General features: G+C 69.4%; 10 protein-coding genes. 5 read left to right on the forward strand and 5 right to left on the reverse strand.

Annotated features, from left to right (window positions below):
• Positions 1-167 precede the first annotated feature (167 nt).
• A complete protein-coding gene (locus AC2EBS_RS17145) occupies positions 168-1,919 on the forward strand; it encodes an N-acyl-D-amino-acid deacylase family protein (protein ID WP_484729668.1) in 1,752 nt (583 codons plus the stop codon).
• A gap of 325 nt (positions 1,920-2,244) precedes the next feature.
• Here AC2EBS_RS17145 and AC2EBS_RS17150 read toward each other — a convergent pair whose 3' ends face one another.
• The 4 genes from AC2EBS_RS17150 to AC2EBS_RS17165 all read right to left on the reverse strand — a co-directional run bounded on the left by AC2EBS_RS17150 (position 2,245) and on the right by AC2EBS_RS17165 (position 6,880).
• A complete protein-coding gene (locus AC2EBS_RS17150; RefSeq protein ID WP_484729669.1) occupies positions 2,245-2,478 on the reverse strand; it encodes a DUF2805 domain-containing protein in 234 nt (77 codons plus the stop codon).
• Positions 2,478-3,023, reverse strand: coding sequence for an adenine phosphoribosyltransferase (locus AC2EBS_RS17155; protein WP_484729670.1), 546 nt, complete (start codon positions 3,021-3,023; stop codon positions 2,478-2,480). Before AC2EBS_RS17155 ends, AC2EBS_RS17150 begins: the two co-directional genes overlap by 1 nt.
• 473 nt (positions 3,024-3,496) lie before the next feature.
• Positions 3,497-4,759 carry an acyl-CoA dehydrogenase family protein gene (locus AC2EBS_RS17160; RefSeq protein ID WP_484729671.1) on the reverse strand — a complete coding sequence of 421 codons (1,263 nt, stop codon included), beginning with the start codon at positions 4,757-4,759 and terminating at the stop codon, positions 3,497-3,499.
• 126 nt (positions 4,760-4,885) lie between these two features.
• Positions 4,886-6,880: a monovalent cation:proton antiporter family protein gene (locus tag AC2EBS_RS17165; protein WP_484729672.1), complete on the reverse strand. Its 1,995-nt coding sequence runs from the start codon at positions 6,878-6,880 to the stop codon at positions 4,886-4,888.
• A gap of 138 nt (positions 6,881-7,018) precedes the next feature.
• Between AC2EBS_RS17165 and AC2EBS_RS17170 the strand changes: the two genes are divergently transcribed.
• Positions 7,019-8,290 carry a Glu/Leu/Phe/Val family dehydrogenase gene (locus AC2EBS_RS17170; protein ID WP_484729673.1) on the forward strand — a complete coding sequence of 424 codons (1,272 nt, stop codon included), beginning with the start codon at positions 7,019-7,021 and terminating at the stop codon, positions 8,288-8,290.
• A 162-nt stretch (positions 8,291-8,452) separates the two neighbouring features.
• On the opposite strand, the gene AC2EBS_RS17175 is transcribed toward AC2EBS_RS17170, so the two are convergent.
• Complete coding sequence (locus AC2EBS_RS17175) at positions 8,453-9,853, reverse strand: FAD/NAD(P)-binding protein (RefSeq protein ID WP_484729674.1); 1,401 nt, start codon at positions 9,851-9,853, stop codon at positions 8,453-8,455.
• A gap of 94 nt (positions 9,854-9,947) precedes the next feature.
• On the opposite strand from AC2EBS_RS17175, the gene AC2EBS_RS17180 reads away from it, so the two are divergent.
• The 3 genes from AC2EBS_RS17180 to lptC all read left to right on the forward strand — a co-directional run bounded on the left by AC2EBS_RS17180 (position 9,948) and on the right by lptC (position 12,277).
• The gene (locus tag AC2EBS_RS17180; RefSeq protein WP_484729675.1) at positions 9,948-10,937 is read left to right on the forward strand and encodes a KpsF/GutQ family sugar-phosphate isomerase; all 990 of its coding nucleotides are present in this window, start codon (positions 9,948-9,950) and stop codon (positions 10,935-10,937) included.
• Positions 10,938-11,025: 88 nt separating this feature from the next.
• The gene (locus AC2EBS_RS17185; protein ID WP_484729676.1) at positions 11,026-11,604 is read left to right on the forward strand and encodes a KdsC family phosphatase; all 579 of its coding nucleotides are present in this window, start codon (positions 11,026-11,028) and stop codon (positions 11,602-11,604) included.
• Between the two features lies 1 nt (position 11,605).
• Entirely contained in the window at positions 11,606-12,277 is a 672-nt protein-coding gene (gene lptC / locus AC2EBS_RS17190) for an LPS export ABC transporter periplasmic protein LptC (RefSeq protein WP_484729677.1), read from the forward strand.
• Positions 12,278-12,279: the final 2 nt, after the last annotated feature.

Consider the following 12,279-nt stretch of genomic DNA (forward strand, 5'->3'; position numbering starts at 1 on the left):
CGCGCCGGCCGCTGCGCTGTGGCTGATGGTAGCAACGCCTGGGCCCCTTGGGTGCAGCCCGCGGCGCCCCCGGGCGCGGACCGATTGCCATTCGTGCCGCGCCGCCTCTAGCATCGCTGACGCCGCCATGGAGCGGCCGCCACACTCAAAAAGCGAGGAGACACCCCATGCACGACAGCCCCTGCGAGCTGCTGATCCGGCGCGCCCGCGTCTTCGACGGCAGCGGCGCGCCGCCGGTGCTGGCCGACGTCGCCGTCAGCGGCGGCCGCATCGTCGCGATCAGCCCGACGCCGTTGGACCCCCAGCTCGCACAGCGTGTCGTCGAGGCCCAGGGCCTGTGGCTCACGCCCGGCTTCATCGACATCCACACCCATTACGACGCCGAGCTGCTGATCGCGCCCAGCCTGCAGGAATCGGTGCGCCACGGCGTGACCACCTGCTTCGTCGGCAGCTGCTCGATCAGCATGGTCTGTTGCGAGCCCGAGGACGCCTCGGACATCTTCACCCGCGTGGAGTCCATTCCGCGCGAGCATGTGCTGCCGGTGCTGCAGCGGATCAAGACCTGGCGCGATGCCGCCGGCTATGTGCGGCACCTGCAGAGCCTGCCGCTGGGCCCCAATGTGGCCAGCTTCCTCGGCCATTCGGACCTGCGCGCCGCGGTGATGGGCCTGGGGCGTTCGGTGGACCCCAAGGTGCGGCCGACCGAAGCCGAGATGCAGCAGATGGAGCAGCAGCTGAACCTGGCCATCGACGAAGGACTGCTGGGCCTGTCGGCGATGACCAACCCCTGGGACAAGGTCGACGGCGACCGCTTCCGCTCGGCCGCGCTGCCCTCGAGTTATGCGAGCTGGCGCGAGTACCGCCGCCTGCACAAGCTGCTGCGCCGGCGCGGCGCGATCCTGCAGTCGGCACCCAATCTGAACAACCCGATCAACGCGGTGTTCTACATGATCACCTCGGCAGGCCTGGGGCTGCGCCGGCGGCTCAAGACCACGCTGATCACGCTGATGGACATCAAGGCAAGGCCGGGGCTGGACCGCCTCACCGCGGCCGGCGCGCGCTTCTTCAACCAGGTGCTGGGTGCAGCCTTCCGGCTGCAGGCGCTGCCGCAGCCGTTCAAGGTCTATGCCGACGGCATCGACTTCGTGGTCTTCGAGGAATTCCCCGCCGGCGAGGCCGCGCTGCACCTGACGCGCGACCTGGATCGCAACCGTCTGTTCAACGATGCCGCCTACCGCGAGACCTTCCGCAAGGAGTACCAGCGCCGCTGGGGCGGCCGCGTCTGGCACCGCGATTTCGGCGATGCGCACATCCTGGACTGCCCGGACCGCAGCCTGGTCGGCAAGACCGTGCAGCAGGTGGCCCAGCAGCGCGGCGAGCACGAGGCGCTGACCTTTCTCGACCTGGTCGTCGAGCACGGCCGCCAGCTGCGCTGGTCCACGGTGATCGGCAACCACAACCCGCTGCGCGTGGCGGCCAATCTCAACGACCCCTCGGCCATCGTCGGCTTCTCCGACGCCGGCGCGCATCTGCGCAATATGGCCTTCTACAACTACGGCCTGTGCCTGCTGCAGCTGGCCGCGCGCGACAACGCGGTGATGGCGCCGGAGAAGGCGGTGTGGCGGCTCACCGGCGAGATCGCCGACTGGTTCGGCGTCGACGCCGGCCGGCTGCGCGAGGGCGCGCAGGCCGACCTGGTGCTGATCGATCCGCAGGCGCTGCGCGCGGCCAAGCTGGACACCTATGCCGAGGCGCCGTTCGAGGAGCTCGGCGGCCTGCCGCGTGTGGTGAACCGCAGCGACGGAGTGGTGAAGGCGGTGTGGATCAACGGGCGGCTGGCGTTCGAGAACGACGAGCCGGTCCCGACACTCGGGCGCGAGAGCGGTTTCGGCCGCTTCCTGCGGCGCGCGGCCAGCTAGTGTCGAAAGTCCGTCGAAGAATGCCTGCATCGGGGAAGGCGTCCGCCGGGACGCGGGTGCGCGCCCTTGCTCCGTGTCATTCCGGCCGCCTTGCGGCCTCCCTTCTTTACCTGCGCAAGAGCGCACACCCGCCTCCCGGCTCCACGCGAGCCTGCGCACAGACGCAAGGCAGCGCAATCGCGGCAAGCAGGAGGGTGGGCAGGCGCGCTGCGCAGGTAAAGAAGGGAGGCCGTGCAAGGGCCGGAATGACACGGAGCAGCGGGCCTGCCCACCCGCCTGCGCTCTGTGCACAGCCGTTTGTTCGATGAGCTTCGAACTCAGGACACTAGCGGCCGTGCGGCCACTTGGCCTTGGTGGTCGGCGCCTTCACACCCTTGCCCTGGGCGACCCAGGCCTTGTAGGCGCTGGCGCTGAGCTCGCGCTTCATCAGCTGCACCAGCTGGCCTTCGCCCAGGCCATGCTCCATCAGCACGCGCTGGTAGGGCGGACGGTCCGCGAACGCGGTCTGCACGATGCGCTGGATCTCTTCCGGGCTGAAGCGGGGAATCGGCTTGGCCATCAATGCCCCTCGAAGTCGACCAGCGTGAACAGCTTCAGGCCCGCGTCGCGCAGCTTCTTCGAGCCGCCGAGCTCGGGCAAGTCGACGATGGCGGCGCATTCGATGATCTCGGCGCCCAGGCGCTGCAGCAGGCGCGCGCCGGCCAGCATGGTGCCGCCGGTGGCGACGAGGTCGTCCACCAGCACGACGCGATCACCGGCCTTCACCGCGTCGGTGTGCATCTCCACCGTGGCGCTGCCGTACTCCAGCTCGTAGGTCTCCTCGACCGTGCGGAAGGGCAGCTTGCCCTTCTTGCGGATCGGCACGAAGCCGATATTCAGCTCGTAGGCCAGCACCGAGCCGATGATGAAGCCGCGCGCGTCCAGGCCCGCGATCGCGGCCGGTCGCACGTCGAAATAGCGGTGCACGAACTGGTCGATCAGCACACGGAACACCCGCGGGTTGTTCAGCAGCGGCGTGATGTCGCGGAACTGCACCCCGGGTGCCGGCCAGTCCGGCACGGTACGGATGTGACGCTTGATGTAGTCGGCAGCGAATTCGGGCATGGTGGCCCGATTATCGGCCGCCGACGCCCCGAAACGGCTTCGCGTTCGAAGGCATAGCTCGTGTTGTGAGTTGCGTCGAAGAATGCCTGCATCGGGGAAGGCGTCCGCCGGGAAGCGGGTGCGCGCCCTTGCTCCGTGTCATTCCGGCCGCGGTGCGGCCTCCCTTCTTTACCTGCGCAAGAGCGCACACCCGCATCCCGGCTCCAGCACCAGGCGAGCCTGCGCAGGGACGCAAGGCACCGAAATCGCGGCAAGCAGGAGGGTGGGCAGGCGCGCTGCGCAGGTAAAGAAGGGAGGCCGTGCAAGGGCCGGAATGACACGGAGCAGCGGGCCTGCCCACCCTCCTGCGCTCTGTGCACAGCAAATTTGTTCGATGAACTTCGAACTCAGGACACTAGGCGCAAAGCCGAAGACAGTGCTCTGGCACGGCGAGGCAAAGCAACGACGCTATGCGTTCAAACGCGAAGCCGTGCTCAGGCGCCGCGCGTGATCGGCACCTGCACCTTGTCGGTCGGCAGCTTCATGTGCCGCGCCAGCTCCAGCTTGGCCAGCATATTGCGGTGCACCTCGTCCGGGCCGTCGGCGAAGCGCAGCGTGCGCTGCAGCGCCCACATATAGGCCAGCGGCGTGTCGTCGGAAACGCCCGCGCCGCCGTAGACCTGCATCGCCCAGTCGATGACCTTGAGCGCCATGTTCGGCGCGACGATCTTGATCATCGCGATCTCGGCCTTGGCGACCTTGTTGCCCACCGTGTCCATCATGTAGGCGGCCTTCAGCGTCAGCAGGCGAGCCTGCTCGATGCTGCAGCGCGCCTCGGCGATGCGCTCCTGCGTGACGGTCTGCTGGGCGATGGTCTTGCCGAAGGCAGTGCGCGAGATGGCGCGCTGGCACAGCAGCTCCAGCGCGCGCTCGGCGGCGCCGATCGAGCGCATGCAGTGGTGGATGCGGCCCGGGCCGAGGCGGCCCTGGGCGATCTCGAAGCCGCGGCCTTCGCCGAGCAGGATGCTGCTGGCCGGCACGCGCACGTCCTTCAGCTCGATCTCCATATGGCCGTGCGGCGCGTCGTCGTAGCCGAACACCGTCAGCGGACGGATCACGCGCACGCCCGGGGTGTCGGCAGGCACGAGGATCATCGACTGCTGCTCGTGGCGGCCGGCCTCGGGGTCGGTCTTGCCCATCACGATGAAGATCTTGCAGCGCGGGTCGCCGGCACCGGAGGACCACCACTTGCGGCCGTTGATCACGTATTCGTCACCGTCGCGCACGATCGAGCACTCGATATTCGTCGCGTCGCTGGAGGCCACGGCCGGCTCGGTCATCAGGAAGGCCGAGCGGATCTCGCCCTTGAGCAGCGGCTCCAGCCACTGGTCCTTCTGCGCCTCGGTGCCGTAGCGCTCGATGGTCTCCATATTGCCGGTGTCGGGCGCCGAGCAGTTGAACACCTCGGCGGCCCAGAACACGCGGCCCATGATCTCGCACAGCGGTGCGTATTCCAGATTGGACAGGCCTTCGGGCGCACGCGGCGAGCGCGGCAGGAACAGGTTCCACAGCCCGGCGGCGCGCGCCTTGGGCTTGAGCTCCTCGATCAGCTGGGTCGGGATCCAGGCATTGCCGGCGCGGCGGTTGGCCTCCACCTCTTCGGCGAAGCGGCGCTCGTTGGGGTAGATGTGTTCGTCGAAGAAGGCGAGCAGGCGCTCGCGCATTTCCTGGACCTTGGGGCTGTAGTCGAAGTGCATGGTGGAAGACTTCCTTCTTTGCGTCTGACGCGGCATGCGACCGCAGCGCCGCCATGCATGCAGTGTGCGGCAAGCCCGCCGGCCTGCCTGCCGCCTGCGCGACAGCCCGGCCGGCCAGTCGAGCGCTCAGGCGCGCAGCAGCTTCTCTTCGGCCAGCGCCAGCGCCTCGGGCAGGCCCGAGAGCACCAGGGTGTCGCCGCCGGCCAGCAGCTGATCGTCCCCGGCAGCCACCACCGCGCCACTGGCGCGGCGCACCGAGACCACGCCCACGCCGGTGGCGTGCAGGGCCAGCTCATCCAGGCGCCTGCCCGCAAAGGGGCTGGCCTGCGGCAACGTCACCGAAGTAAGTCGCTCCTGCTGACGCTCCTCGATGGTGTCGTCGTCGGCGCCGTGGAAATAGCCGCGCAGCAGGCCGTAGCGCGCATCGCGCGCGTCCTGCGTCAGGCGGATCACCCGGCGCATCGGCACCCCCACCAGCACCAGCGCATGGCTGGCCAGCATCAGCGAGCCTTCGATCGCCTCGGGCACCACCTCGGTGGCGCCGGCGGCGCGCAGCTTTTCCAGATCGGTGTCGTCGATGGTGCGCACCACCACCGGCACCTGCGGCGCATGCGAGCGCACCAGCTGCAGGATCTTCAAGGCCGAGGGGGTGTCGTGATAGGACACCACCACCGCGCTGGCGCGAGCCAGACCGGCCGCCATCAGGCTCTGCAGCCGGGCGGCGTCGCCAAAGACCACGCTCTGCCCGGCGGCCGCCGCCTGGCGCACGCGGTCCGGGTCCAGGTCCAGCGCCATGTAGGGGATCTGCTCCTTGTCGAGCATGCGCGCCAGGTTCTGGCCGCTGCGGCCGTAGCCGCAGATGATCACGTGCGCCTGGGTCTTGATGGACTTCTTCGCGATCGAGGTCAGCGCCACCGACTGCATCAGCCAGTCGTTGGCCGAGAGCTTCATCACGATGGCGTTGGCATACATGAAGAGCAAGGGCGTGGCCAGCATCGACAGCACCATGCTCGCCAGCACCGGGCTCACCCATTGCGGCGCGATCAGCTGCTGCTGCATGCCCAGCGTCAGCAGCACGAAGCCGAACTCGCCCGCCTGCGCGAGGTACAGGCCGGTGCGCAAGGACACGCCAGTGGGTGCCTTGAACAGCCACGTCAGCCCGGCGATCAGCACGAACTTGACCAGCACCGGCACCAGGGTCAGCACCAGCACCAGCGGCCACTGCTCCAGCACCGGGCGCCAGTCGAGCTTCATGCCGATGGTGATGAAGAACAGGCCCAGCAGCACGTCGTGGAAGGGCCGGATGTCGGTCTCCACCTGGTGCTTGTATTCGGTCTCGGCGATCAGCATGCCGGCGACGAAGGCGCCCAGCGCCAGCGAGAGCCCGGCGTGCTCGGTCAGCCAGGCCAGGCCCAGTGTGACCAGCAGCAGGTTGAGCATGAAGAGCTCGTCGCTCTTGCGCCGCGCCACCAGCGTCAGCCACCAGCGCATCACCTTCTGCCCGCCCCAGAACAGCAGGCCCAGCAGCACGGCCGCCTTCAGCGTGGCCAGTCCGAGCGATGTCAGCATCTCGCTGCCGCTGCCATCCAGCGCCGGGATCAGCACCAACAACGGCACCACCGCCAGGTCCTGGAAGATCAGCACTGCGATGACGCGCCGGCCGTGCTCGCTCTCCAGCTCCAGCCGCTCGGCCATCAGCTTGACGACGATGGCGGTGGAGCTCATCGCCATGGCTGCGCCCAGCACCAGTGAGCCCTGCCAGGACAGCTCCCACTGCACACCCATCCATGCCGCCAGGTGGTCGAGCATGACGTTGCCCAGCATGGTGCCCACCACCGTGATCAGCACCTGCAGCAGCCCCAGGCCGAAGACCAGCGAGCGCATGCTGCGCAGCTTGGGCAGGTTGAATTCCAGCCCGATGACGAACATCAGGAAGACCACGCCGAACTCGGCCAGATAGCGGATGCTGGCGGTGTCCTTGGCCAGCGCGAGCGCATTGGGCCCGATCAGCACGCCGACCACCAGATAGCCCAGCATCGGCGGCAGCTTCAGCGAACGGCAGATCACCACGCCGGCGACAGCGGCAACGAGATAGAGCAGGGCCAGGTCCAGCGAGGTCATGCCCCCGATGTTAAGGGCCGCCCCGGCGCAGCTATGCGCAAGGCGCATGGAAGCATGAGCACAAGGCTTGGCCAGGCTCTGGCGCGCGATGGCCGCTTCGCGATACCGTTCGCGCCACCGAAAACAACGGAGCACACAATGCCCAATCTGTCCTTCGTTTCGCCAACGCGGAACAGCCCCTGGGGGACCTATCTGTCCCAGATCGACGCCGTCGAGCCCTACCTCGGCAACCTGGCCCGCTGGGTGGAAACCCTGAGGCGCCCCAAGCGCTGCCTGATCGTCGACATCCCCATCGAGCTGGACAACGGCACCATCGCGCACTTCGAGGGCTATCGCGTCCAGCACAGCCTGACGCGCGGCCCCGGCAAGGGCGGCGTGCGCTACCACCCGGATGTCACGCTCGAAGAGGTGATGGCGCTATCGGCGTGGATGACGATCAAGAACGCCGCGGTGAACCTGCCCTACGGCGGCGCCAAGGGCGGCATCCGCGTCGACCCCTCGCAGCTGTCGATGAAGGAGCTGGAGAAGATCACCCGCCGCTACACCAGCGAGATCGGCATCATCATCGGCCCCACGCAGGACATCCCGGCCCCGGACATGAACACCAACAGCCAGATCATGGCCTGGATGATGGACACCTACTCGATGAACACCGGCGCCACCGCGACCGGCGTCGTCACCGGCAAGCCCATCCCGCTGGGCGGCTCGCTGGGCCGCGTGGCCGCGACCGGCCGCGGCGTGTTCGTCGTCGGCCGCGAGGCGATGCGCCGACTCAACATCCCGATGGAAGGCGCACGCGTCGCGGTGCAGGGCTTCGGCAATGTGGGCTCGGTGGCGGCGAAGATGTTCGCTGCCAACGGCGCCAAGATCGTCGCGGTGCAGGACCACACCGGCACCATCCTCAACGAGAACGGCCTGGACATGAGCGATCTGCTCGACCATGTGGCCAAGACCCATGGCGTGGCCGGCTTCAAGGGGGCCGACAGCATCGCCAACGAGAACTTCTGGGACGTGAAGACCGATGTGCTGATCCCCGCGGCACTGGAAGGTCAGATCAGCGCCGAGCGCGCCCAGCGCATCCACACCCGCCTGGTGCTCGAGGGCGCCAACGGCCCGACCACGCCCGACGGCGATGCCGTGCTGGCCGAGCGCGGCATCATCGTCGTGCCCGACGTGATCGCCAATGCCGGCGGCGTGACGGTGTCCTATTTCGAATGGGTGCAGGACTTCTCCAGCTTCTTCTGGACCGAAGACGAGATCAATGTCCGCCTGGACAAGATCATGATCGGAGCCTTCAAGGGCATCTGGGAAACCTCGGAGCAGCATCGCATCCCGCTGCGCACCGCCGCGTTCACGGTGGCCTGCACCCGCGTGCTGGAAGCGCGCGTGCAGCGCGGGCTGTATCCCTGACCCACCCCCTACCGGCTGCGCCGGCCCCCTCAAGGGGGCGAGCCCCAGAGACCGGCAAAGCCGGATCTCGGGGCTCCGCTGGACGAGTCGGCCCTATCGGGCCTCCGTAGCGTCAGTCTCGTCGACCTTCAAGCGGACACTGCGCCGGCCGGGCTCGCAGCCTCAGGTCAGTGCGAGCGACTGCACGATCGTCTCGGCCAGCTGCTGCGCATGCACGCGCAGCTCGGGCACGGCCGTGGCTTCCCAGTAGTCGGCCCTGAGCAGCGGGCCGAGATAGAAGCGCCGCGGCTGCGACCGGCCCTGCGCGTCGAGCAGATGCCACTGCGCATCGACGCGCAGGCCCAGGCCCAGCGGGCAGGGCAGCAACTCGCCCTGCTGCTGCAGCTGCCACAGCAGCGGCGAGCTGCGCGCATCGACGCGGCTGCCCGGCCCCGAGCAGTTGACGATACGCGCCGCGGTGAAGACCCGCGGGCCGGTATCGCCGCGCGCCGTCCAGCGCACGCGCAGCCGACCGTCCGGGGTCGGCTCGACCGCACGCAGGCGACCCGCATGCAGCTGCAGCTGGCCGCTCGCGCGCAGCACCTGCAGCTGCGCGATCGCCGCCGGCGCGGCGCGGTGGCGATGCACATCCCAATACACCTGCAGATGGCGCAGGAAGCGAGCCCGGTCGGCCAGCGAGAGCTGCTGCCACAGCGCCGGCGTGTGCGCGCGCAGTGCACCGAACACATCGCGCCAGTCGTGGCCTGCCGCCACCGCTGCGCGCACCTCGGCACGCAGGCGATGGAGCCGCTCGCGCAGGCCCAAGCCAGGTTCGAGCAGCGCCGCGCTCAACACCCAGTCCGGCGGTGGCAGCTCGTTGTCGCGGTGGCCCAGCGGCAGCAGGCCGCGCCGCGATAGCGCCAGCACCGGCCCCCGGTGGCCGCGACGCTGCAGCGACAGCAGCACGTCCAGCATCGTCAGGCCGGTGCCGACCAGCAGCAACGGCGCCTCGGCCGGCAGTCCCGCCAGCGCCTGGGCGTCCCAGGGGTCGTTGGCATAGAGCGCTGCGCCCAGGCTGGCCAGCTCGGGCAGGGCCGGCCGCGGCGGGAAATGCCCGAGGGCCAGCACCACCGCATCGAAACACTCCCGGGCCAGCCCGCGGGGGTCGGCGGCCGGACGCCAGCTCAGCTCGTCGCGCCCGTCGGGCCGGCGCTGCAAACGGTCGATGCGCGCCACGCGCTGCTGCAGGCTCACGCCGGGATGCTCCCGCACGGCCTGCTCCAGGCAGTGCTGCAGATAGCGTCCATAGAGCCGGCGCGAGACGAAATCCGATCCCTGCAGCTCCAGCCCCTGCTGCGCCTGCAGCCAGTGCAGGAAGTGGGCGGGCCGCTCCGGATAGAGGCTCATGCGCGCCGCCGGCACATTGAGCACATGCTCGTCCGACTGCGTGCCATAGGCCAGGCCGCGCGCCATCGCACCGGACGCGTTGAACAGGCTCAGCCGGCTGCCGGCGGGCAGCCTCGCCAGCAGCTGGCAGGCCACGGCCACACCGCTGAATCCGCTCCCCACCACCGCAACATGCATCTGCGCCTCACGCCTTTGTTCTTCACGGCGGCACTGTCGCCGCGCGGGGCATTCTAGGCAGGGCCGACGAGGGGCCGTTGCTACACTGGCCGACATGAGCCAAGCCACTACCTTCGATGCCGCCCGCGCCGTGCAGATGGCGCGCCGCGCCCTGCAGATCGAGGCCGATGCGCTGACATCGCTGTCGCCGCGTCTGGGCGATGCCTTCGCCCAGGCGGTGCACACCGTGCTGCATTGCCGCGGCCGCGTCGCGGTGATGGGCATGGGCAAGAGCGGCCATGTGGGCCGCAAGATCGCTGCCACGCTGGCCTCCACCGGCACGCCGGCGCTGTTCGTCCATCCCGCCGAAGCCAGCCATGGCGACCTCGGCATGGTCACCGCGTCCGACGTGGTGCTGGCACTGTCCAATTCCGGCGAAAGCGACGAGCTCAACGCGGTGCTGCCGGTGCTCAAGCGCCTGGGCGTGCCCATCATCGCAATGACCGGCCGGGCCGAATCCAGTCTGGCCCGCCATGCCACGCTGGTGCTGGACTCCGGCGTGGCCGAAGAAGCCTGCCCGCTGAACCTGGCACCGACCGCCAGCACCACCGCGCAGATGGCGCTGGGCGATGCGCTGGCGGTGGCGCTGCTCGATGCGCGCGGCTTCAAGCCCGAGGACTTCGCACGCTCGCATCCCGGCGGCGCTTTGGGCCGCAAGCTGCTGACCCATGTCCGCGACCTGATGCGCAGCGGCGACGCACTGCCGCGCGTCGCGCCGGACACCGCCTTCGCCGACATGCTGCGCGTGATGGCCGCCAAGGGCCTGGGTGCCGCCGTGATCGTCGATGGCGAAGACCAGGTGCAAGGCATCTTCACCGACGGCGATCTGCGCCGCCTGATCGAGCGCGGCGAGGACCTGCGCGCGCTGCGCGCCGGCGACGTGGCCACCAAGCAGCCGCGCACCGTCGGCGCCGAGGCGCTGGCCGTCGATGCCGCCGACCTGATGGAAGAGGCGCGCATCACGCTGGTGCTGGTCACCGACGCCGAGCGCCGGCTGCAGGGCGCGATCAGCATCAACGACCTGATGCGCGCGAAAGTCATATGAGGCCCCCAGGTCTCCCTTCGGTCGCCACCCCCCACGGGGGCCGCCGCACCCTTCGGGCGGCCGGGCGGGTGCGGACCGCGCAAACAAGATGAGAGCCACACTGACATTTCCGCCCGAGCTGCTGCTCAAGGCCCAGGGCCCGGGCCTGGGCATCAAGGCCGCGATCTTCGACGTCGATGGCGTGCTGACCGACGGGCGCATCTACATCGGCGAGCAGGGCGAGGTGTTCAAGGCCTTCGCGACGCTGGACGGCCACGGCATGAAGCTGCTGGCGCAGGCCGGCATCCTGCCCATCGTCATCACCGGCCGCGACTCGCCGGCGGTGCGCCGCCGCATCGCCGATCTCGGGCTGACGCATGCGCTCTACGGCGTCAAGGACAAGCTCGCCGCCGCGCAGCCCTTGCTCGCGCAGCTGGGGCTGAGCTGGGGTGAGGTGGCGGCGATGGGCGACGACTGGCCCGACCTGCCGCTGCTCGCCCGCGCCGGCTTCGCCTGCGCACCGGAGCAGGCACATGCCGAGGTGAAGGCGATCGCCCACCACATCACCAGCGCACCGGCGGGCCACGGCGCGGCCCGCGAGTTCTGCGACCTGCTGCTGATCGCCGCCGGCCGCTATGCCGCGCTGCTGGCCGGCCATCTGGACACCCTCGACGGCAGCAGCCCCTGAGATGGCCAAGGCGCTCGCACCCGTGCCTGCCCGCGCCGCGCCGCCGCGCGGCGCCTGGCTGTGGCAGCTTCAATCGGTGCTGTCGGCCTATCTGCCGGTGCTGCTGATGGGCTTTCTCGCGGCGGGCAGCTGGTGGCTGGTGAAGAACACGCCGACGCCCGAGAGCCCCACCGAGGCGGTGCCGCCGCGCCACGTGCCCGACTACCGCATGAACGACTTCGAGCTGCAGCGCTTCGACAAGGAGGGCGCGCTGCGCTTTCGCATCGAAGGGCGCGAGCTTCGTCACTATCCGGACACCGACACGGTGGAAATCGACGCCGTGCGCCTGCGCGGCCTGGGCAGCGACGGTGCGCTGACCGAGGCCACCGCGCTGCGCGCGCTCAGCAATGCCGATGGCAGCGAGCTGCAACTGCTCGGCGAGGTGCGCGTGCGCCGCTTCGAGCCCGGTCCGGGTGGCACGCTGGCCAGCCGACCGCAGCTGGAGATCGAAGGCGAGTTCGTGCACGCCTTTCTCAACCGCGAGCTGCTGCGCTCGCACCTGCCGATGCGCGTGCGCTCGGCCGGCGGCGGCGAACTGCAGGCGCAGAGCGTCGAGTACAACCATCTCAATGGCCAGCTGCGCCTCGGCGGACACACCAGCGCACGCTTCCAGAATCCGCCGCAGCGGCGCTGAAC

The sequence above is a fragment of the Roseateles sp. T103 genome (assembly GCF_057219915.1).

What these genes read in the sequence shown, in the direction of transcription:
- AC2EBS_RS17180 (WP_484729675.1), top strand. Translation starts at nt 9,948, where the DNA reads ATGAGCCAAGCCACTACCTTCGATGCCGCCCGCGCCGTGCAGATGGCG.
- AC2EBS_RS17160 (WP_484729671.1), bottom strand. Translation starts at nt 4,759, where the DNA reads ATGCACTTCGACTACAGCCCCAAGGTCCAGGAAATGCGCGAGCGCCTG.
- AC2EBS_RS17165 (WP_484729672.1), bottom strand. Translation starts at nt 6,880, where the DNA reads ATGACCTCGCTGGACCTGGCCCTGCTCTATCTCGTTGCCGCTGTCGCC.
- AC2EBS_RS17155 (WP_484729670.1), bottom strand. Translation starts at nt 3,023, where the DNA reads ATGCCCGAATTCGCTGCCGACTACATCAAGCGTCACATCCGTACCGTG.
- lptC (WP_484729677.1), top strand. Translation starts at nt 11,606, where the DNA reads ATGGCCAAGGCGCTCGCACCCGTGCCTGCCCGCGCCGCGCCGCCGCGC.
- AC2EBS_RS17150 (WP_484729669.1), bottom strand. Translation starts at nt 2,478, where the DNA reads ATGGCCAAGCCGATTCCCCGCTTCAGCCCGGAAGAGATCCAGCGCATC.
- AC2EBS_RS17175 (WP_484729674.1), bottom strand. Translation starts at nt 9,853, where the DNA reads ATGCATGTTGCGGTGGTGGGGAGCGGATTCAGCGGTGTGGCCGTGGCC.
- AC2EBS_RS17185 (WP_484729676.1), top strand. Translation starts at nt 11,026, where the DNA reads ATGAGAGCCACACTGACATTTCCGCCCGAGCTGCTGCTCAAGGCCCAG.
- AC2EBS_RS17145 (WP_484729668.1), top strand. Translation starts at nt 168, where the DNA reads ATGCACGACAGCCCCTGCGAGCTGCTGATCCGGCGCGCCCGCGTCTTC.
- AC2EBS_RS17170 (WP_484729673.1), top strand. Translation starts at nt 7,019, where the DNA reads ATGCCCAATCTGTCCTTCGTTTCGCCAACGCGGAACAGCCCCTGGGGG.